Below are 21,298 nucleotides of genomic sequence, written 5' to 3' on the forward strand. Positions count from 1 at the left end.
ACAACGAATAACGAGCAACGAAACCCGATCACAAACACTTACATTCGTCGCAGGCATGCTGCACTAGAATCCCAACCGGCCATGAAACACCCGCAGAAACCCAACGCTTTCACGATCCCCATCCGCATCTACTACGAGGATACCGACGCTGGCGGCGTGGTCTATTACGCCAACTACCTGAAGTTCCTAGAGCGCTGCCGGACCGAATGGCTGCGCGGGATAGGCCACCAACAGGCCGACCTGCTACGCGATCCCGGCATCGCCTTCGTCGTGCGCAGCGTCAGCGTCGACTACCTGAAACCGGCACGGCTCGACGATCAACTCGTCGTCGGACTCGAAGTCGAGAAGATCGGTCAGGCGCAGATTTTTTTCCGCCAGCACATCCGGCGCGCCGCCGGGGGCGCGTGGGAGGAACTGGTCGGCGCGACCATCCGCATCGTCTGTGTAGACTCGGCAAAGATGAGAGCCACTCCGATTCCCGCTCTCCTGCGGTCCAAACTGGAAGCCCTGCAATGAACGTCGCCCAAGACCTCTCCATACTGCATCTGATTCTCAACGCCAGCGCCGTCGTCCAGGCCGTCATGCTGCTCCTGGCTGGCGTCTCGTTCATGTCCTGGTACTACATTTTCCGCAAGTGGTTCACGGTCAAGGCGGCGCGCGCGCAGACCGAGCAGTTCGAGCGTGACTTCTGGAGCGGCGGCGACCTCAACAGCCTCTACCAGAGCGCGATCAACGACCGCCACAGTACCGGCAACATGGAGCGCATCTTCGAAGCCGGCTTCCGCGAGTTTACCAAACTGCGCAGCCAGAAGAATCTCGACCCGAAGGACGTCATCGACGGTTCGCGGCGCGCCATGCGCGCCACCTATCAGCGCGAGATGGACAGCATCGACTCGCATCTCGCCTTTCTGGCCTCGGTCGGTTCGGTCAGCCCCTACGTCGGCCTTTTCGGGACGGTCTGGGGGATCATGCACTCGTTCCGCGGCCTCTCCAACGTCGGACAGGCAACTCTTGCCGCGGTCGCGCCGGGCATCGCCGAAGCGCTGGTGGCAACGGCGATCGGCTTGTTCGCGGCGATTCCGGCGGTCGTCGCCTACAACCGGTTCGCGCACGAAATCGATCGCCTGTCGTCGCGTTTCGAGTCTTTCATGGAAGAGTTTTCGAACATCCTGCAACGGCAGATGAGGTAAGTCCATGGCCATGCGCCCGCGTCGCCTGAAAAACGAAATCAACGTCGTCCCCTACATCGACGTCATGCTCGTGCTGCTGGTCATTTTCATGGTGACGGCGCCGATGATGACCACTGGCACGATCGACGTTCCGTCCGTCGGCAAGGCGGCGCAGACCAAGGACAACGCGCTGCGCGTCGACGTCACGGCGGACGGCAAGCTGACGCTGGTGCTGCCGGGAAAATCCGAAGGCCGGCGTGTCAGCCTCGGCGATCTGGGGAGCGCTGTGGTCGCGGCGCAGAAGGATGCCGATCAGCCGGTGCTCGTCGCCGGCGACAAGAAGGCCAACTATCAGGCGGTGATGGATGTGATGGCCGCGCTGCAGAAGGCGCAAGTCAAGCGCATCGGCCTGCTCGTCGAACAAAACGGCTAACGGGTTCGTGATCGGTGGAAGCTGTCGAACCCATCATCCGGCCGCCGCAGGAAGACCCGGCGAAGTGGCCATCGCTGGCGCTCGCGGCGACCGTACACGCGCTCCTGATCGGTGCGCTGTTCCTCGGCGTACAGTGGAAGAGCAAGCCGCCCAGCGCGGTCGAAGTCGAGGTCTGGCGCAGCGCGCCGACGCCGATCGCCGCCAGTCAGCCGGAGCCGAAACCGGAGCCGAGTCAGCCGGAGGCGAAACCGGAGCCACGACCGGAACCCCGGCCCACCCCCAAAGCTGAGCCTAAGCCGCCGACCAAGCCGGCGCCTGTAGCGGAGTCAAGACCGGAACCGAAACCCGAACCGAAGCCCGAACCCAAACCGCCGGCCAAGGCGGTGCCGAAACCCGAACCGAAGGTCGAAGCGAAACCGCCGGTCAAGCCGGACATTCCGCTGAAGGAGCCGCCCCGGAAAGCGGAAGCGAAGCCGAAGGAGACCGCCAAAAAGGAGGAGCCCAAGCCGAAGGAAGCGCTGAGGAAAGAGGAGACCAAGGCCAAGGAGCCACCAGCGAAGGAAAGCACCCGCAAGGACGACGTAAGGAAGCCGGAGCCCGAACGGCGGCCGGATTTCAGCGACCAACTGGCGCGCGAACAGAAGGAACTGCAACAGAACAAAGCCGAGCAGAAGGCCGCCCAGGATCGACGCTCCCGCGCCGACGCGGAGGCGCGCCTGAGCCGGCAATTGCAGGCCGAGCAGGCGGCGGCCGCGGAAAACAAGCGCGGGCTGGCCGAGTACATCGACAAGGTGCGCGGCAAGATCCGCGGCAACATTTCGCTGCCGCCCGGCATTCAGGGCAATCCGCAGGCCGTCTTCGAGGTCACCCAACTCCCGACCGGTGAAGTTCTCGACGTCAAGGTGCGCCGCTCGAGCGGCAACCCGGCGCTGGACGCCGCCGTCGAGCGGGCGATCCGCAAGTCTTCACCGCTGCCCAAACCGGCCCAGCCGGAACTCTTTTCGCGCGTGCTCAGCATTCCCTACAAGCCACACGACGATTAGACCACCCCATGGCCTCGTCCGGCCGGCATGCCGGAGGATCACGTTTCGTTACATATTCGACGCGTTCGGAGACGATATAATCGCGCATTCTGTCCTGGACTGCGCCATGTTTTCCTTCGTCCTCAAAATTCGCGCCGGGCTAGTCATGTGCGGCGTGCTAGCCCTGCTGCAGGCACCGGCACACGGGCAACTGACCATCGAGATTACGGGCGCCGGAGCCAATCGCATTCCAGTGGCGATTGCCGATTTCGGCGGTGAAGCCGGCGCGGCGCGTGTCGTCACTTCCGTCGTGCGCGCCGACCTCGAGCGCAGCGGCCTGTTCAAGATGATCGACCCCGGCAGCACGGCGATGACCGAGGCGTCACCGCCGCTCTACGACGAGTGGAAGAGCCGGGGAGCCGATGCGCTGGCCGCCGGCAGCATCGGGGAAAGCAGCGACGGCCGCAAGGAAGCGCGTTTCCGCCTCTACGACGTCAATAGAGCCAGTGTCCTCGGCGGTTCGGCCTTCGTCACCTCGAAACCCATGTTGCGCGCTGCGGGCCATCGGATCGCCGACGTCATCTACGAAAAGCTGACCGGCCAGCCGGGCATTTTCTCGACGCGCGTCGCCTATGTCGTGCGCGCCAGTGCGTCGCGCTACGAGTTGCACATCGCCGACGCCGACGGGCAGAACGAGCAGGTGGCGCTGATTTCCAAGGAACCGATCATCTCGCCTTCCTGGTCGCCCGATGGCAGTCGTCTGGCCTACGTATCCTTCGAGAACAAGAAGCCGGTGGTCTACGTCCACTCGCTGTCTTCCGGCAAACGCGTCGTGGTGGCCAACTTCAAGGGCTCCAACTCGGCGCCGGCGTGGTCGCCGGACGGCCGCAAGCTGGCCGTCGTGCTGAGCAAGGATGGCGGCTCGCAGATTTTCACCGTCAATGCCGATGGCTCGGGAGTACAGCGGCTGACCGCCGACAGCGCGATTAATACCGAACCCAATTTCTCGCCGGACGGGCAATACGTTTATTTCACGTCGGATCGTGGCGGCAGTCCGCAGATCTATCGGGTCGGCGTCGGTGGTGGCGAGGTGCAGCGGATGAGCTTCGAAGGCAGTTACAACGTTACTCCGCGCCTGTCTCCGGACGGCAAGTCGATGGCTTTCATCAGCCGACGCGACGGCAGTTTCCGCCTCAGCGTGATGGACCTGGCGAGCCGGCAGGTGCAGGTTCTGACCGACTCGCACAAGGATGAATCGCCGAGTTTTTCGCCGAACGGCCGGATGATCCTGATCGCTACCGAGCAGGGCGGCCGTGGAGTGCTCTCCGCAGTATCGATCGACGGACGCATCAAGCAGCGCCTTACCATTTCGGCGGGCGATGTTCGCGAACCGGCATGGGGTCCGTTCAACAAATAGGAAGCCACTTTGCTCCGAATTTTCCGCAGGAGAATCACTATGAAACACCTTGTCATCCCGGCTGCCCTCGCGCTTATGCTCGCCGGCTGCGGTTCCACCCCCGACAGCAGCGATACGGCGGGCGGCGCCCCGGTCGAAAGCCGCGGCGGCTCGGGCGGCGTGACCACGGTGACCACCGGCGGTGTCGAGAGTCGCGGCTTGCCGGCCGCGCTGACCGATCCCAAGAGCATCTTGTCGAAACGCAGCGTGTACTTCGACTTCGACAGCTATGAAGTGAAGGCCGAGTACAAGGATCTGGTGACCGCACACGCCAAGTTCCTGACCGACAATCGCCAGTTCAAGATGCTCATCCAGGGCAATACCGACGAGCGCGGCAGCCGCGAATACAACTTGGCGCTCGGCCAGAAGCGCGCCGACGCGATCCGCAAGATGCTGGCCCTGCTGGGCGCTCGCGAAGACCAGATCGAGTCGGTCAGCCTCGGCGAAGAGAAACCGAAGGACGAAGGCCACGACGAGAGTGCCTGGGCGCAGAACCGGCGCGGCGACATGTTGTATAGCGGCGAGTTCTAGGATGGCGTGCCTGGCTTCGCGAGGCGCGGCCGGCGTCGGCCGCGCTCGGGCAATCGTGCTTCTGCTGGGCGCTCTCGGCGGTGTGCCGCAGACGCAGGCGGGTCTGTTCGACGACGACGAGGCCAGACGCCAGCTCAAGGATCTCGCGATCAAGACCAACGAACGCCTGGACACGGTGGCCAAGGGACAGATCGAACTGGCCAACCAGATCCAGGCGCTGCGCGAAGAGAATGCCCGTCTGCGCGGCCAGGTGGAAACGCTGACCTACGAGCTGGAATCGGCTCGCAAGCGGCAACAGGATTTCTACGTCGACCTCGACGGCCGCTTGCGCAAGCTCGAACCGCAAATCGCGGCCAGCGGCGACCCGCGGCCGACCGAAGACAGCCGGCCGGCAAGCGAAGCACCGCGCAAAGCGGCCAGCGACCCGGCTGCCGAAACGCGCGAGTACGAAGCGGCGCTCAACCTGTTCCGGGCCAATAAACTCAAGGAAGCCGCCGCGGCCTTTGACGGCTTTGCCAAGGCGCATCCCGACAGTGCCCTGACACCCAGCGCGTATTACTGGCTCGGCAACGCGCATTACGCGCTGCGCGACTGCAAGAAGGCGATCGATGCGCATCGCGTGGTGGTCGGCCGATGGCCCACCAACTCGAAGTCGCCCGACGCCTTGCTCAACATCGCCACCTGCCAGCAGGAACTCGCCGACGCCAAGGGCGCCAAGGGCACGTTGGAAGCGCTGGTCGTCAAGTACCCGGACAGCGCGGCGGCGACCACCGCCAGACAGCGCCTCAAGAAATAGGTCCTTGGCGGATTCCGGCCGACCGCTGGCGCTCAGGATCAGCGAGATCTTCCTGTCCCTGCAGGGCGAGAGCTCTCGCGTCGGGCTGCCGACGGTGTTCGTTCGCCTGACCGGCTGCCCGTTGCGCTGCGTGTGGTGCGACACGGCTTATGCCTTCAGCGGTGGGCGGACGATGTCGCTGAACGAAATACTTACCGAAGTGGCGCGCCACGGTGTGCGCCACGTCTGTGTCACCGGCGGCGAGCCGCTCGCCCAGCCGGCGTGCCTGGCGCTACTCAGCCAATTGTGCGATGCCGGCCATGCCGTGTCGCTCGAAACCTCGGGCGCGCTCGACATCGGTGCGGTCGATCGACGTGTTTCGCGAATCGTCGACCTGAAAGCCCCCGGCTCCGGCGAATCGCACCGCAACCACTGGGCCAATTTGTCGCAACTGACCCCCGACGACGAGCTGAAATTCGTCCTCAGCGACCGTGCCGACTACGAATGGGCGCGACAAGTGATCGGCGAACGGCAGTTGGCGAAGCTCTGCCCGCTGCTCTTCTCGCCGGTCGCCGACCAACTGCCGGCGACGACGCTGGCCGAGTGGATTCTCGCCGACCGTCTGCCGGTCCGCTTTCAGTTGCAACTCCACAAGGTCCTTTGGGGTAAAATCCCCGGCAAGTAAGCCTGCGGAGCCAGTCACCATGAACGAAGAACGACGCCACTATTCCCGGATCGCCTTCGATTCGCCGGCGCAATTGGTACTCGGCGACCAACATCTGGCGGTGCGGGTACTCGACCTTTCCCTGAAGGGAGCACTCCTTGGGCTGCCCGAGAGCGTCGAGCTGCCGAGCGGTGCCGCGTGCCTGCTGCAGGTGGAACTCGACGATACCGGCGACCGGATTTGCATGCAGAGCCGCGTCGCCCATGGCCGGGCCGGGCTGGCCGGTCTCGTCTGCCAGTCGATCGACATCGACAGCGTGACCCATCTGCGCCGTCTCGTCGAGCTCAACCTCGGCAATGCCGATCTGCTCCAGCGTGAGCTGTCGGCGCTGATCGGCGCTTAGCCGCGGGGCGGCGGCGCGAAGACCAGTTCCGGTAGGACCACTTCCCAGCGCTCGCAGCGCAGCCGGGAAAGGTATTCCGGTTTGCCGTCCGCCGCGTAGCGGACGATGATCGCCGCCACGCTCGCCGCAACGCAAATCATGCCGGCCGGCGGCGAATAGCTGGCGGCGAGTCGCCCGACCACCCTCCCCTGCGCATCGCGCAACAACCAGCGTCCGCCTTGGCGTCGCAAGCTGAGCGGATCGCCCGGAGCAAGCGCGGCGAGCGCGCGATGCAGCGGATGCCAGGTCGGATGGAGTCCGGCCCAACTAAGATGCACCTGACTTGCGTCCAGTTTCTGGTAGTGCCGCGACAGCTCCGGCTCCGGCGGCGGCAGCCGGAGCGGCGCGCGACGCAGGAGAAAGGCCGCGCATGGCAGGGCGTCGATGAACGGGTTACCGCGCTCGAAGCGCGCCAGCAACAACGTCGAGCGGGCACGCGTCACGGCCACGTAGTACAGGCGACGCTCGGCATCCGCCTCCTGTCGGCCGGCGCACGCCTCGCCAGCCGCCGACCAGCCGCCATCGAGCACCGCGACATGGTCGAACTCGAGTCCCTTGGCACGATGGGCGGTGAGCAGCAGCAGGGCGCTCTGCCGGCGACGCGCCTCGCGGCTCCACTCGGCGAGCCACTCGATGAAGTGTCGGCGTGGCAACTCGGCGCCGCCGGTCTCGCAACCGTACTCCTCTACCGCTTCGGCAAGCATTGCGCCGGTCGGGCTGTCGGGTTGTTCGTCTAGCCAGGCGGCGACGGCCGCCGCCGCGACCGGTTTGCCGTCCGCGCCGTCGCCGCTCAACCAGTCGAGCAGCGCCTGGGTTTCGCGCCGGCGCGAGAAGGACGCGTGCTCTTCACTGGCCATCTGTACGGCGATGCCTTTCCCCTCACAGCAGGCGCGCACGGCTTGCAGCCATTTCCATTCGCGAGCGATCACCGCGCAGCGCGCCCAGTCCCAATCGGCGACCAGGCTGGCCAGGCGCTGCAATTCGGTGACCACGGCCAGCGCCTGCGTCCGCGCGTCGCCGCCTACCGGCAGCACCTGAACGCGCCCTTGCGCCAGCCGGTCGATGGACTGCCAGTCGCCGCCGGGCGGCAGTCGGCGGCGCGACCGGTCGACGCGGATCGGCTGCTCGACCTTGAGGCGATTCGCCGCTGGCGCAATCAGCCGATTGGCGACGTCCACCAGGTGTGCCGTCGCCCGGTAGTTGTCGATCAGATGCACCGTACGCGCGGCATAGTCGGCCGCGAAGCGGCGAATGAAGTCGACCGACGCGCCGCTGAAAGCATAAATGTTCTGGTCGTCGTCACCGACGGCGAGCAGATTCGGCCGCCCGTCGTCATCGCCGCCTCGGCCGCGTCCGGCCAGCGCGGCGATCAATTCGTACTGTTGTGGTCCTATATCCTGGTATTCGTCGACCAGGATCCAGCGAAAGCCGCCGAGCAGACGGTCGCGTTGCGCGTCGGCCTCCTCCGGCAGCAGCCCTTCGCCTTTCAGCAGGCCGATCGCCTGCCGGCGAACGGCGTTCAGCGCGGCCTCGACGCCCTCGTCGTCTAGCCCTCGGCGGCCGGCAAAACTCGCTCCCACCAGGCGCATCGCCAGCGCGTCGCAGGTCAGGACGCTGACCGCACGCGCCTCGTGGCCGATCAGCTCGGCGAGCCGCTGCCGGATCTGCGCCGCGGCGTGCCGGTTGTAGGCCAGCGCCAGGATGCTCGCCGGGTTCTCGCGACGCACCCGGACGAGCCAGGCAATCCGGTGCACGAGAACGCGCGTCTTGCCCGACCCGGGACCCGCGAGAACCAGCACGTTGCCCTCTTCGCGCTCGTCGGCGACGATACCCTGCTGCACAGGATTATTCAGCGCCTCGACGATCCGCCGCCACGACTGCGCCGTCGTCTGCCGTGCCAGCTCGTCCTCGCGGTCGGGCAGCCAGCGCTGCAGAAACTCGGCGCGCGGCAGACGGAAATAATCGACCGTCAAGCGCAGCGCGTCGGCCATCGCGTGCAGACCGCGCTGCACGTACTCGGCCATGACGTGGATCTGCACCACCTGTTCCGCGTAGTGCAGTTTCAAGGGAAGGTAGTCCGGCTGCCGGAACTGGCGCTTCCAGTCCGTGTCGAGGCGGATCGTCATCGCCGGACGAAAAACCGCCAAGCCCTTGTTGAGACGGATCGCTTCCTGTTCGTGCAGCCAGAGCAGCGCGCGGTCGAGCAGGCGCGACGTGTCCCGCACTTCCGCCCTCAGCACCAGGTCGGCTTCGAGCGCGGCGAGCAAGCGGCCGAGCGTCGTTTCCGCCAACTGATCGTTGCCGCGCGCGCCGGCCGGCAGGCAGGCGAGCAGGTGTTCGAGCAGGCGCGTCGCGGCGCTGCGCCGCAACTGCGCCGTGCGCGCCAGCGCCGGCCAGTCACGCTGCAAGCGAAGCGCCACCGTCTCGGCGTCGAGGCGGCGCAGTGCGATGCTGCCGACGCCGCCATCGTCGTTTCGGCCATCGCCGGCCAGGCCGGCGAGAAGCCGCCGCAAACGGGCTGGCAGCGCGCCGGGATGCCCATCGTCCTGCAGGCGTTGGCTGAGCAGACGCAGTTGCAAGGCCGACGTCTCGCCGCGCAGAAGATCGGGCGCCTGTTCGCGCAGCCGGTCGAGCAGTGCGCTTTCCAGGCGGCATGCCGAATCCAGGCGCTGCCTCGACGAGTTTTCGACGCCCACCTGGAGGTAGGCGGTCAAGGCCGTGTCGTTACTGGCGACGCCCAGACGCTCGAGATCGTGCAAGGCGGCGCGCAGCTTCTCGGCGCCGAGGCCGGAGATCCCCATTAGCTCGTCGGTCGACAGTCCTTCGTCGGGCGGCGCGCCGATCAGCGCGGCGACGACGGCCAGCAACTGACGCTGGTAATCGTTGTGCAGCATCGCACGCGCCAGCCGGCGGCGTGCCTCGTCGACCGACGCGACGCGCAGCGAGGACGCGAAGACCTGCACCTGATTCTCCTCGCGGGTCAGCAGGCGCGCTTCCTCGAGCCAGCAGACCGCGGTCCGGACGCGCGTATCGTCGGTCGCCGAATCGCGCTCGAAGCCGCCCTCCTCGTCTTCGGCCAGGATCTCGCCGGGGGTGGCGACGACTTCGCCGTCCTTGCGCTTCTTGCGGTCGAGTTGGCGCAGCGAACGCAGAACGGCCTGAATCTCCTGGCGGCTGAGCCGCGAGCGCGCCGACATGCCGAACTGGCGCTCGACATCCTCCGGCGTATACAGCAAAACGCAGCGTGCCGCCTGCTGGTCGCGCCCGGCGCGGCCGGCTTCCTGCAGGTAGTTTTCGAGCGACCCCGGGATGTCGGCATGGACCACCAGACGCACATCGGGTTTGTCGATTCCCATGCCAAAAGCGTTGGTCGCGGCGATCACCCGCAAGTCGCCACGAATGAAGCTTTCCTGCACGTTCTTCTTGCTCTCCGGCGGCAGCCTGGCGTGAAAGTGCGCCACCGCCATTCCCTTCTGCCGCAGGAAAGCCGAAACTTCCTCGCAGCGCCGGCGGGTCGCGCAATAGACGATGGCGCCGCCCGGCCCGTCGTCCGGCAGTTCGGCCGTCAACAGCTCGTGGATGTGGGCGAACTTCTCGGGAACAGTGGTCGGCAGCACGGCAAAGTCGAGGTTTTCGCGGCTGGCACCACCGTCGAAAACGCGCATTTCGACGCCGAGTTGTTCGGCGAAATGGGCGACGATATCGGCTACCACGTCGGGTTTGGCTGTCGCCGTCAGACAGAGAATCGGCGGCAGCGCCCCGTCGGCCGCGTTTTCACGCACGAAGCGCCCGACGTAGCGGTAGTCGGGGCGAAAGTCGTGCCCCCACTTCGAGAGGCAGTGCGCCTCGTCGAGCACCCAGGCGCCGATCTCGCGCTGCGCGAGCGCCTTGCGCAAAGTGGGGTTGCGCAACTGCTCGGGCGCCACGATGACGATCGCGATCTCGCCGAGGCGCAGGCGATCGAGCGCATCGGCGCGTTCGGGCATCGACAGCAGGCCGTTGATCGCAACGCAGGACTCGATGCCGCGCCCGCGCAAGCCGGCCACCTGGTCGGCCATCAGGGCGACCAGCGGCGAGATGACGACGGTCAGTGCGCCGGTGTTTTCGTAGCGCGACAGCGCCGGAATCTGGTAGCACAAGGATTTTCCGGCTCCGGTCGGCAGGATGCCGAGCAGGTGCTCGCCGCGCAGCGCCGCTTCGACGATCGCCTGTTGCAACGGGCGGCCGGCGGCGTCGGCCGGCTGCGGGCGAAACGCGGCGAAACCGAACCAGCGCGCGAGCTGTCGTGGCGCGTCGTGGTGTTCGCGGCACCAGGCGCAGTCGGCCCGACCGCAGGCCGTATCGCGCAGGCGCCGAAGCAGCGCGCCGGAAGTCGGAAAACGATGGCGCACCCAGGGCGGCGACACCGAGCCGCCGCCGGCGACCGACAGCCAGGCGAGCGCGTAGGCCAGCGGCCAGGCGTGACTCACCGCTTCGTCGAGCAGGCGCAGCGCCTGGGTGTGGCAGGCCCTGCCCTCCAGACAGCGCGCGATCGCCGACCACGCCTCGCCCTCGCGTGGGCAAAGCTGCCGACGCAGAGTCGCGAACAGGCTGTTCAGGCCCGCGCCGCCCGTGTCGAGCGTGGTCAGCCAATGCCAGGCGGCGAGTCGCTCGGGCGCTTCGCGGTTCACCTGGCGCAGCGCCTGGTACTGGTCATGGAACAACTCGAGTGCCAGTTGCGCGTCGAGCAGAGGGTCGTTGATCTGGCGCCGTTTCAAGCCGCCGTCCTGGTAGTGCTTGACCAGGTGGTGGTAGGGATGGCGGGGAAAGGCCAGCGGATTGAGCCACAGCGTATCGACCACCGGCAGCGCCAGCAGCCGAAGCCCGGGCGCCACGGCGGCGAGTTGCGGCAGGTCGAAGTCGAGCACGTTGTGGCCCAGTACGAAGCGGCAGCCTTCGGACAGCGCGTCGAGGCGATCGAGGGCGGCGGCGAGGTCGCCGCCCGCGAAGCGGAAAGTCTCGCCGCTGTCGCCGCGCACGGCGGCGAACTGGCGGATGCGCCGCGTGCGCAGACTCACTTCGAGGTCGATCGACAGGCAGCGCGGCGCCAGGGCTGCCTGGGCGACGCTCACATCAGGGCCTCCATTGCCAGTTCAGGCCCCGCCGCTCGACCTCGCGCAGGATGGCCGCCATCGCCCGATCGACCGTCGCCGGATCACCTTCGACCCCGAGTTCGAGGTGCCGCCGCTGGCCGTCTTCGGCAATCGACGGCAGGCTGAACAGGCGCAGCGTCGGAAAATCGGCGACGATCCGCTCCATCAGATCGAGCAACGCACTCTCGTAGGCGTTGGCGCCGGTCAGCAGAAGCGCCTTGTCGACCGTCGGCTGGCGGTCGAACAGGTGCGCGTAGAAGGTGTCGAGCGCCCATTCGGCCATCGGGTGCGCCATTTGCGGAAAGCCCGGCAGAAAGTGGTGGTCGCGCACGCGAAAGCCCGGTATGCGGTTGAACGGGTTGGGAATGATGTCGACGCCGCGCGGGAAGGTTCCGAGAAGCAGGCGAACATCGGTCGTTTCGGCGCCGAAGCGGGAACGGATCTCGCGCTCGGCTTCCGGATGCAGCACCAGATCGACGCCCAGCGCCTCGGCCGCCGCCTGCCGCGTGTGGTCGTCGGGGGTGTTGCCGATGCCGCCGAAACAGAACACGACGTCGCCGGCCGCCAGGCTGCGGCGCAGCGTCGCCGCGATGCGCGGGCGTTCGTCGCCGAGGTATTCGACCCAGGCCAGACGCAAACCACGCGCCGCCAGCAACTCGGCGAGCTTGGCGAAATGCCGGTCGGCGCGCTTCCCCGACAGGATCTCGTCGCCCAGGATGATCGCCGCGAAATTCATTCTTCTTCCTCCAGCATAAGCTGCCGGCCGCTGGCTACGACCAGAGCACCCTGTCGCCATTGACGCAACGCTTCCAGGCAGTAGTGAGTATAGGCCAGCGCGGCCAGCGTCGGCGTCAGCAGTCCGAGCACCGGAATGTGCGTCAGCAGCGCCAGCACGACGCCGAGCAGCAGCAGCGGCCAGGCGTGCCGGCGGCGCAGCGCCTGCCATTCGTCGTCGGTCGCATGCAGGGTCAAGGCGTCGTAAGCGAAGGTACGGCGCGTCAGCCAGGCCATCCAGAGCATCGGCAGCACCAGTGCGAAGCCCGGAATCAACCACAGCGGCAGCGTCAGCAGCCAGCCGACGACGAACAGCAAGACTGCCGAGACGCTGTTCCAGGCCGCGGCCGTCAGGCTGTCCTTGCCGAGACGTGCCAGCTCCGGGTAGTCGGCCGTGGCCACCTGTTCGAGCAGCAGAGGCATGACGAAGATCGCCGCCAGCAAGGTGGCACCGACGAAGGCGACGGCGAGCAGCAGCAGCCAGCCGCCGAGAACGGCGGCCAGTTTGGCCAGCCAGAGAGCGCCCCAGCCGGCCAGCCAGGTCAAGGGCGGCTGTTCGAGCAGACTGCCTACCAGGTAGTCGAGACAGAAGAAGGCGAGCCCGATCGAGATGAGCAAGGCGACCGCCGCCGGACCGAGCACCAGTAACCAGATCCGCCCGCGACCGAGCGTCTTCAAGCTGCGCAGCAGCGCCACCAGCACATCATTCACGGCTTCCCTCTCCGGCATCGTTGTTCACAGGCTCTCCCCCATCTTCCGCAGCCGCTTGCTCGACACCCGCACCGGCGTGCGCAGCCCCTGCGCGAGGAACTGCACGTGCAGTTCCTTGCGTAACCAGCGATAGTGTTCAAGCGGCGGCTCGCCTGCCGTCGAAGAGGTGCCGCAGGTCACGCGCCATCGAGCGCGGACGGCGCTGATCGCGTGCCAGGCAATCAACGAAAAGGTCGGTCGGTCGGGTTGGCGTTCGTGCCGGTGCAGATGGGGGGAATTGAGGATCATCGGTCGAGGAAAACGGGCGGCAGCACGGGCAACAGCCGCCAGATCTGTACGGCAAAGACCCGCCGTCGCGCTCGGCACAGGGGCACTTGGCGGCGCGGCGGAATAGTTTGGGTCAGGCCGCAGCCCTACCCAACATCCCGCGGCAAGAACGTCCGGTTACGCCGTGCCAGCCCGCCCTGCAGCGGCCGAGCCTACCCGTGAAAAGTCACACCGCCGCATTCTACACCAGCGCGTCGAGCGGACTCCGAACACCTCGCCCGCCGCGCTTGAGCACGTGCGTGTAAATCATCGTCGTGCTCACGTCGGCGTGCCCCAGCAGTTCCTGCACAGTGCGGATGTCATAGCCACCATCGAGCAGCGAGGTGGCGAACGAATGGCGAAGGGTGTGCGGCGTGGCCGGCTTGGTGATGCCCGCCGCGATCACTGCCTTCTTCATCGCCCGTTGCAGCCGCTTCTCGTCAAGATGATGGCGGCGCTCCAGCCCGCTACGCGGATCGATCGAGTAACTCTCGGATGGGAATACGTACTGCCAACTCCAGGTTTGGTTGGCGGCCGGATACTTGCGTTCAAGTGCGAAGGGCAAGTAGACGCCGGCTTTCCCAAGTCGCAGATCGTCCTCGAAGAGCCTTCTGCGACGGAGCAGATGCTCGCGCAGCTCCACTATCAGCGTCTCCGGCAGCATCGTTACGCGATCCTTCACCCCCTTGCCGTCGCGAACCAGTATCTCGCGCCGCTCGAAATCGATATCCTTCACCCGCAGGCGAACACCTTCCATCAGGCGCATGCCACTGCCGTAAAGCAAACGCGCGAGCAGCCCATGAACTCCCGGCATCCGGTCGAGAACGCGGTGCACCTCGTTGCCCGACAACACCACCGGCAAGCGCGCCGGCCGCTTGGCTCGCACCACGCCATCGAGCCACGGCAGGTCGATGCCCAAAACTTCCCGGTACAGGAACAACAAGGCCGACAACGCCTGATTCTGTGTCGCCGCGGCCACCCGGCCCTCCACGGCCAGGTGGGTGAGAAAGGCCTCGACTTCGCGCGCCCCCATGTCCCGTGGATGGCGCTTCCCGTGGAAGAGGATGAATCGCCTCGCCCATTGAACATACTGTGCTTCGGTTCTTATACTATAGTGCTTCAGCCGGATCCGGTCGCGAAGCTGATCGAGCAGCTTGGGTTCCGAAGGTGTGTTTTGCGTCGCGTCAGGCGTGTTCATCGTCGGCACCTTTCAAGAAATCAAGAGGCTACAGAGGATGAGACGTAGTATACACCTTGTACTGTTTTTTTATACACCACCTTTGGTGTCTACTTCACGTTGGGTCACATGACAAAGGAGGATACGGAGCATGACAACGCTTGTGATCGTGCTGATCGCGCTTGTGGTTCTGGACATCTTGGTTCGGATTTGGCGGGGCGGTGGTCGTGCACAAGAGCGCGGAGTGCCTCAGCGTGGAGAATCCTTACAGCCCGATCCGGTAATGACCGCACGGCCCCTGCTGGACGCACTTGATCTGAAGTCAGATCAACTCGCGCGATTGGTGTCGAGTCAGGACTTTGGATGGCGATTCTACGACTACGTACTCGACCATCGATCGCTGGACCAAGAGGTTCTGGAGTTACTGGCGCGGACAATGCCGACAAGCAACCTCGGGAAGATCCTAGCCCATCCAAGCGCGAGTGAAGAGGCAAGAAAGGTCGCACAAAAGCGGTTGGAAGAGGAAGCTGCAAGAGAAACTGCTTCTTCTTCTGAGAGCGACTCTTCGTCCTCCTCCGACGACGGATACGAGTGCGCCGTGGGCGGTCCCAGTTGTTGCGGAAGAGGGCAAGGCCCCTATTATCATTGAAGCGCGAGGTGCCCGATGAAGCCCACAGAAACTGTCCCTTGTGTACAATTGCATTACAGGACAACCTTGCCGGGTGTGGAGAAGATCGAGACGCTCGACATCGAACTTACGGAGCGGTGCAACTTGTCTTGCATCCACTGCTACATCCGGCGCGCACCGAATGACGCCCTTGTTGCTGCCTCCGAGATGTCAACGGCGAAAGTGTGTGGGGTCCTATCGGAAGCAAGGGCCCTTGGATGCAGGACCGTTCGTTTTACCGGCGGCGAACCGCTCTTGAGGCGCGACTTCTTGGCGGTCTACTCCCATGCTCATCGAATCGGGCTCGACATATCACTTGCCACGAATGCGACCCTTGTCACAAGGCGCATAGCCTCTGAGCTTGGGCAAAGACGCCCGAAGAGCGTGAGTGTGTCGATCTACGGATGGGACGAGCAGTCATACATATCCACGGCCCAGAGATCTAACGCCTTCAGAAAATTCCTTAGGGGACTTAGTCTTCTGCGAGCAAACGACATACCATTTCGGATGCGGTATCCCCCGTTGGAGTCACTCGTCGCCAACTCTTGGAGAATCCGCCAATTGGCCGCGGCCTTGGGGTCGCAGGACGCTGTCCCGTATGCTTGGGAGTTGACGCTGAACGCTTGGCATGAGAGCTCCGCATGTGATCGGTTGGCCCAACTACGACTCTCCTCGGAAGTCGCCGCGCGAGAAAGGCTGAAAGAGCCTGGTAATGCATCCTATGACCTGCGATTAATTATGCGCGGCAGGTCAAGCGGTAAGTACCGGAAGAGCCTTTTCAACTGTCCGGCCGCAGGTAGGCGGCCGGCTGTTAACGCATACGGCAAGCTACAGGTGTGCCTCCAGGTCCGACACCCAGAGACCCTGTACGATCTTCATGACGGCACTTTGTCTGATGCGATGCAGTATCACTTCCCGCAGATGCGGGCCTTGATACCCAGTAATGAAAGGTACGTTTCGCGTTGTCTACGCTGTGTCCTTCGCCCCGCGTGCCCTCAGTGTCCAGCGTGCTCTTGGATGGAGCACGGCACACTGGATACGCCGTCTGCGTACTACTGCGCGGTAATGCATGCGGAAGGTCGTCTGCTTGGTGTCCTTCCCCCGGACAAGAACGGGTGGGATGTGGACGGAGACCGAAACCCTGAACGCAGTCCACCGGAAAAGAGACGACCCAACTAGGGCATGCAGCCGACGGCCTTACGGCCGCGGCTGATGCCAAACGTTAGGCCGCACAGGGGAACCGCTGCTCACATCCATGCTGTCGCGACTAGAAGCGCTGTCCGTCCTCAATTCCGCTCTTGCGGCTGGAGTCAGTGACGTTTACGTCAATGCGGGAGTTGACGAGGCGAAGAACCGCGCCGAAATTGAGGCAAGCATTCGTGAGAACCTATGCGAGCCGTATGAGGTCAGCGCCACGGTCGAGCCTCCTGGGTTCCCGTTTGCGGAGGTTGGCCAACGCTTGGTCGCTACTTGCATCGCAGAACACCCGCAGGGCTACTGGCTCGTGTACCAAGAGGCTGAGAAGCGCTTCATGTGCTTCTGGGGCAAAGACAAACAAAACCTTGGAGCGTTCGGTGTGTTTGGCAGCCCGCTTTACTGCTGGTCAGCGTAGTCAGAGCATGGGCAAAAACGTACTAACCCGCCTGTGGTGCAAAGTGCGGCCTAACCCCTCGGTCAAGGCGAGCCCCAACAGCTGCGCGCGCAAGCCCCGCGCAGGCCAAAGTTATCATCGTCCTGCGCGGGGCTTACACGCTCCGCTGTCGGTCCCGCCTTACCTCGAACGTTAGGCGGCAAAGATATCGAGTCGGTGCGTCCGAGCTAGTAGCATCACCACACATTGACCGGGAGTCAAATTGAACCAAGAAGTCGAAAAACTATGCGCAGCACTTGACGCCTTTGCGACGCAGGTGACCAATACCTGGGGAAGCGACGCGACCTTGGTCGAAGGTATTGGGTGGCACAGTCCCGCGCTGACGCGCCACGACCTTGCCGCATTCCCTAGACTCTTGGCTCGAGACCTAAGGAACGCAGCACCGGAAAGCCTAGACGAAGATCAACTGTTGCTGGTCAAAGATCTCCCGAGAAGGCTTCAACTCCTGCAGGGAAATACGCTTCCTCAGATGTTCGGTGGCAACTCCCCGCAAGCTGTGCCCGCTTATGTTTCATCATTTGTTGGAGTGCGAGAGCTGTTGTCCTCACTCCTGAACTGGCAGGTCATAAGTGACCCAAAGGCCATGCCGGGTAGCTTGGCACGGAGAGTGAGGTCTGTTGCCGCCGAGTTAGATCAACTGGCACCCAAGAAAGAACAGCTCGAATCGCAGATTCAGGATATTCGTAAGGCACACGCGGCGGCAGAGTCTTTGCCGCTTGATCTGCAAGCACTCGACGAAGCGCGAAAGAAGCTCGCAGAAGTGCTGGAATTCTCAAAGTCCAAGGCCGAGGAGACATCCAAGCACTCATATCAGTCTTACCTTGACTCTGAGGCTGTATCTGATCGAGCGAAAGAGATCGAGGACACCCTGACGAAGACGCAGGCAAAGGTAGATGCAATCATGAAGGGCCACAGCACAGAAGCTGAGGCCGTGCTCAAACAATGCGAGGAAGCATATAGAGCAAGCACAAGCAGAGGTCTTGCGGCTGCCTTTGACCAGCGAGCGAAGGCCCTTGGCTGGTCGATGACCGCGTGGACTGTCGGCTTGATCGCAGCGCTTGCACTGGGCGCCTTCTTCGGAATTGAAAGAGTTCAAACGTTGACTGCTGCCTTGGCAGCACCAGAGCCTCGGTGGGGCGTAATCGCGATGCATACGCTGCTTTCACTGGCGACTGTTGGCGCACCCGTCTGGTTTGCTTGGTTGTCGACAAAGCAGATTGGCCAACGATTCAGACTCGCTGAGGACTACTCCTTTAAGGCAGCTGTCGCAAGAGCGTACGAGGGTTACCGGAAGGAAGCATCCAGAATTGACTCAGCGTTTGAGTCGCGGCTCTTCGACTCTGCGCTCACGAGGCTTGAAGAGGCGCCACTGCGACTAGTCGAGGCGTCTAGTCATGGAAGTCCTTGGCATGAGCTAGTTGGCTCAGAGGCCTTTAAGAAAGCAGTGGACGTGGTTCCGGAACTGAGAGACAAGCTAGCTGAAATCTCGAGCCAAGCGATCTCGGCGTTTGCGCGAAAACCACCGGCGGCGCCCGCAACACCAGCCACCCCACAAGAGCCCAAGTAGGTGCGAGGTTGCCGCCTAACCCCTCGCTCAAGCTGACCCGCTACGGCAGGCACTGTAAGCCCGGCCTGAGGTACTCCGTAAATTGTCTCAGGCCGGGCTTACAGTGCCTGCCTCCGCGGTCAGCTTAGCTCGAACGTTAGGCCGCACAATTCACGCCATCGATGGCCTCCCCTACAGCACCCAACCCCCTCCCCGCTCTCGACACTGGGCTCCCAGTTCCTCCCGTCGAAGCCAGTCAACCCGTATCAAGACAGTTCACGCCGCCGGCGCTCGGCGAGACGATCACTGTTGACGGCAAGTACTACTTTGTCGGCCAGCTGATCGGCCGTGGTTCCTTCGGCGAGGCGTACGAGTGCACGGACGAATGGAGCAACGATCTTGTGGCCAAAATCCTGGTGCCACGGAACCAGACATACGACGAAGTCAAGGAGAACTGGCAGCAAGAGCTGCAGAAACTCATGCACTTGCGTCACCCAAACATCACGTTCATTCATCAAGCCTTTGAGTACAAGGACACCTTCTATCTGATCATTGAGCGCTGCACGATGACGCTCGATGCAATTCTCAGTGACCCGAAGCTCGATCATGAGCTCTGGGTACCGTACGTGGGCCGGGACATCCTCCAAGCACTGGACTACATTCACTTGCTTGGCTACGTCCACAAAGACATTCACGCTGGCAACGTGTTCGTCGCCCAGAGCTTTGACCGCATGGTTCCAACTAAGGATCCAGTTTGGTCATTCAAGGTAGGCGATCTCGGAATCTCACGCCTTGAGACTGACATTCGCGCGTTCAACACTCTGCTCGCTCAGTGGATGATTCCTCCCGAAGCTCTCGATCCCAATGCCTTTGGTGTGGTATCGCGCTCAACAGACATCTATCACGCGGCGCTGCTTTTGCTCGCACTTATGAATGGCGGTACGCCTTCGTTCACTCCGGACGAGGTACTGGCCGGCGCTCCGCGCAAGCTTGCAGAGAGCCTGCCATCAAAGTTCGCTCCCGCTGTCGCACGCGCACTCAGGCGACACACCAGTGCCAGAACACCCACCGCCATGCAGTTCTGGCGAGAGCTTTCCTCGGCAACTAGCAGTGCGGCCTAACCCCTCGGTCGAGCCGACTCGCTACGGCAGGCGGCGTAAGCCTGGGCCGAGGCACTTGGTGCATTATCTCGTCCCAGGCTTACGCCGCCTGCCTCCGCGAGCGGATCACCTCCAACTACAAGGGCTTTCCCAAAAAGCAAGGGCCACGCTGGTTTTTTTAGTTCATCATTTTTCCTGCCTTGATTCGTCACTCACTGCGGTCGTCGAAGGAGAAGATGGCGGACTGCGAAACTACAACCGGTCATGTTGGGCCGTTGGCCCGGACTCTGATGAAAGACGCGCGCCGGGGCCTCAATCGTTAGTCGGGAAGAGCTGCTTCCCCTGGAGGTGATCAGGCACTCCCGGCGCGGGTCCAACCCGCTTCACATCAACGCGTGCAGTGCATCGGTGATTCGTTGCCGGCGGCTACCGGCAGGGTCGCTTCCTTTCATTCTTCTGCGGACGCTTTCTTGGGGGTTGGCCGGCTCAGGCCGCGCCCGGATTCATCCGAAAATCCTCGCCGTATTTGAGCACCGCCCCGGGCGTTCTTCGCGGCGATCGCCACCACGGCGCGCCAGTAGCCGCGACGTTCCACCAGACTCCTCGCCCAGCGGCTGAAGCGGTCCGGCTTCTCGCCGAGACCGCTGAGGACGGCGCGCGCTCCCATGACGAGAAGACTGCGCAGGTAGGCGTCGCCGGCCTTGGTGATCCTGCCCAGCCGCGTCTTGCCTCCACGGCTGTACTGTCCCGGCGTCAGGCCGATCCAGGCGGCGACCTGACGGCCGTTCTTGAAGTCGTGACCACCGCCGATGCTGGCAAGAAGGGCATTGGCGGTGTTCGGGCCGATGCCCGGCAGCGTCATCAGGCGCTTGCTGCGCGCGTCGTCGCGTGCCGCTTGGGCGATGAGCCGGTCGTATTCTTCGATCCGCTGGTCGAGCTGGTCGGCGTGCGCCAGCAGGTCGCCGACGCACGCGTTGGCGTAGCTGGGCAGGTCTTCGAGATGAGCGCCGATCTCGCGACGCAAGCAGGCGACTTTCTGTGGCAAAACGACGCCGAATTCGGCGATCAGGCCGCGCAGCCGGTTGTAGAGGGCGGTGCGTTCTTCGACGAAGCCCTGCCGCGTCCGGTGCAGACACAAGATGATTTGCTGGTGTTCTTCCTTGACCGGGACAAAGCGCCTCTGGGGTCGGCGAACGGCCTCGCAGATCGCCGCCGCATCGGCGGCGTCGTTTTTGCCGCGCTTGCCAGACATCCGGTAGGGCGTCACCAACTTCGGCGCCATCCGCTTCACCGTGTGGCCGAACTGGCGGAATTGCCGCGCCCAGTGGTGCGCACCGGAGCAGGCTTCCATGCCGATCAGGCACGGTGCCAACTGGGCCACCAACTCTAGCAGTTTGTCGCGAGGAACCTTGGGCTTGACCAGTGCCGCCTTGCCGTTCTCATCAACGCCATGAACCGCAAAGACGTTCTTGGCAAGATCAATACCTACAGTGATAATGCTCATGGACTTCCCCTTTCGTGGCTTTCAAATGGCTGACTTCAGCATCTCCATTTTGGCACTTCGTTGCCGTTCGCGGCTTCCGCCGCACCCTCGGGACGGGGAAGTCCCTTTCATTCGTTAGCCGTCTCAATGCAGCCCAACAGTGACGCAATCGCAAAGGTTCCTGAGCTTGTTCGCAAGCTCTACGAGCTCGTGGCTGAATTCGAGAGTCTCTTCCCTGGAAGGGCTTTTACCCCCGACG

18 protein-coding genes and 1 pseudogene are annotated in these 21,298 nt (G+C 63.9%); 13 read left to right on the top strand and 6 right to left on the bottom strand.

Features of this window, described 5'->3' with window-relative positions:
* Nucleotides 1–81 precede the first annotated feature (81 nt).
* The 9 genes from ybgC to Q1M07_RS16570 all read left to right on the top strand — a co-directional run bounded on the left by ybgC (nt 82) and on the right by Q1M07_RS16570 (nt 6,453).
* The gene (gene ybgC, locus Q1M07_RS16530) at nt 82–516 is read left to right on the top strand and encodes a tol-pal system-associated acyl-CoA thioesterase (protein WP_300455496.1); all 435 of its coding nucleotides are present in this window, start codon (nt 82–84) and stop codon (nt 514–516) included.
* Nucleotides 513–1,190, top strand: a complete 678-nt coding sequence (tolQ, locus tag Q1M07_RS16535) for a protein TolQ (RefSeq protein ID WP_300455499.1) — start codon at nt 513–515, stop codon at nt 1,188–1,190. Before ybgC ends, tolQ begins: the two co-directional genes overlap by 4 nt.
* A 4-nt stretch (nt 1,191–1,194) precedes the next feature.
* Nucleotides 1,195–1,602 (top strand): protein TolR, encoded by a 408-nt coding sequence (gene tolR / locus Q1M07_RS16540; protein ID WP_366984175.1) that lies wholly within the window; start codon nt 1,195–1,197, stop codon nt 1,600–1,602.
* A 14-nt stretch (nt 1,603–1,616) separates the two neighbouring features.
* Entirely contained in the window at nt 1,617–2,645 is a 1,029-nt protein-coding gene (gene tolA, locus Q1M07_RS16545) for a cell envelope integrity protein TolA (RefSeq protein ID WP_300455502.1), read from the top strand.
* Between the two features lie 106 nt (nt 2,646–2,751).
* A complete protein-coding gene (gene tolB, locus Q1M07_RS16550) occupies nt 2,752–4,041 on the top strand; it encodes a Tol-Pal system beta propeller repeat protein TolB (RefSeq protein WP_300455505.1) in 1,290 nt (429 codons plus the stop codon).
* Nucleotides 4,042–4,080: 39 nt separating this feature from the next.
* Nucleotides 4,081–4,611: a peptidoglycan-associated lipoprotein Pal gene (gene pal, locus Q1M07_RS16555; protein WP_300455508.1), complete on the top strand. Its 531-nt coding sequence runs from the start codon at nt 4,081–4,083 to the stop codon at nt 4,609–4,611.
* A 1-nt stretch (nt 4,612) separates the two neighbouring features.
* A complete protein-coding gene (gene ybgF, locus Q1M07_RS16560) occupies nt 4,613–5,407 on the top strand; it encodes a tol-pal system protein YbgF (protein ID WP_300455511.1) in 795 nt (264 codons plus the stop codon).
* A gap of 4 nt (nt 5,408–5,411) precedes the next feature.
* On the top strand, nt 5,412–6,071 hold the full coding sequence (queE, locus tag Q1M07_RS16565) for a 7-carboxy-7-deazaguanine synthase QueE (protein ID WP_300455514.1): 660 nt from the start codon (nt 5,412–5,414) through the stop codon (nt 6,069–6,071).
* A gap of 19 nt (nt 6,072–6,090) precedes the next feature.
* Nucleotides 6,091–6,453: a PilZ domain-containing protein gene (locus Q1M07_RS16570; protein ID WP_300455517.1), complete on the top strand. Its 363-nt coding sequence runs from the start codon at nt 6,091–6,093 to the stop codon at nt 6,451–6,453.
* On the opposite strand, the gene Q1M07_RS16575 is transcribed toward Q1M07_RS16570, so the two are convergent.
* From Q1M07_RS16575 to Q1M07_RS16595, 5 genes are all read right to left on the bottom strand, one after another.
* The gene (locus Q1M07_RS16575) at nt 6,450–11,603 is read right to left on the bottom strand and encodes a RecQ family ATP-dependent DNA helicase (protein ID WP_300455520.1); all 5,154 of its coding nucleotides are present in this window, start codon (nt 11,601–11,603) and stop codon (nt 6,450–6,452) included. The two genes, Q1M07_RS16570 and Q1M07_RS16575, sit on opposite strands and share 4 nt — an antisense overlap.
* A gap of 1 nt (nt 11,604) precedes the next feature.
* On the bottom strand, nt 11,605–12,360 hold the full coding sequence (locus Q1M07_RS16580; RefSeq protein WP_300455523.1) for a molybdopterin-binding protein: 756 nt from the start codon (nt 12,358–12,360) through the stop codon (nt 11,605–11,607).
* Nucleotides 12,357–13,109 carry an EI24 domain-containing protein gene (locus Q1M07_RS16585; RefSeq protein ID WP_300455525.1) on the bottom strand — a complete coding sequence of 251 codons (753 nt, stop codon included), beginning with the start codon at nt 13,107–13,109 and terminating at the stop codon, nt 12,357–12,359. Before Q1M07_RS16585 ends, Q1M07_RS16580 begins: the two co-directional genes overlap by 4 nt.
* A 24-nt stretch (nt 13,110–13,133) precedes the next feature.
* Entirely contained in the window at nt 13,134–13,397 is a 264-nt protein-coding gene (locus tag Q1M07_RS16590) for a DUF3418 domain-containing protein (protein ID WP_300455528.1), read from the bottom strand.
* 220 nt (nt 13,398–13,617) lie between these two features.
* The gene (locus tag Q1M07_RS16595; RefSeq protein WP_300455531.1) at nt 13,618–14,613 is read right to left on the bottom strand and encodes an integron integrase; all 996 of its coding nucleotides are present in this window, start codon (nt 14,611–14,613) and stop codon (nt 13,618–13,620) included.
* 130 nt (nt 14,614–14,743) lie between these two features.
* On the opposite strand from Q1M07_RS16595, the gene Q1M07_RS16600 reads away from it, so the two are divergent.
* The 4 genes from Q1M07_RS16600 (at nt 14,744) to Q1M07_RS16610 (ending at nt 19,577) form a co-directional block, all read left to right on the top strand.
* Nucleotides 14,744–15,241 (top strand): hypothetical protein, encoded by a 498-nt coding sequence (locus Q1M07_RS16600; RefSeq protein WP_300455534.1) that lies wholly within the window; start codon nt 14,744–14,746, stop codon nt 15,239–15,241.
* A gap of 15 nt (nt 15,242–15,256) precedes the next feature.
* Nucleotides 15,257–16,438 carry a radical SAM protein gene (locus Q1M07_RS18780; RefSeq protein WP_366984178.1) on the top strand — a complete coding sequence of 394 codons (1,182 nt, stop codon included), beginning with the start codon at nt 15,257–15,259 and terminating at the stop codon, nt 16,436–16,438.
* A gap of 881 nt (nt 16,439–17,319) precedes the next feature.
* Complete coding sequence (locus Q1M07_RS16605; protein WP_300455537.1) at nt 17,320–18,477, top strand: hypothetical protein; 1,158 nt, start codon at nt 17,320–17,322, stop codon at nt 18,475–18,477.
* Nucleotides 18,478–18,638: 161 nt separating this feature from the next.
* Nucleotides 18,639–19,577, top strand: a complete 939-nt coding sequence (locus tag Q1M07_RS16610) for a protein kinase (RefSeq protein ID WP_300455540.1) — start codon at nt 18,639–18,641, stop codon at nt 19,575–19,577.
* A 465-nt stretch (nt 19,578–20,042) separates the two neighbouring features.
* Here the strand turns inward: Q1M07_RS16610 and Q1M07_RS16615 are convergent.
* Nucleotides 20,043–21,060: pseudogene (locus Q1M07_RS16615) on the bottom strand (IS110 family transposase).
* Between the last annotated feature and the right edge of the window lie 238 nt (nt 21,061–21,298).

This window comes from Accumulibacter sp. (assembly GCF_029255285.1).
GTDB lineage: Bacteria > Pseudomonadota > Gammaproteobacteria > Burkholderiales > Rhodocyclaceae > Accumulibacter.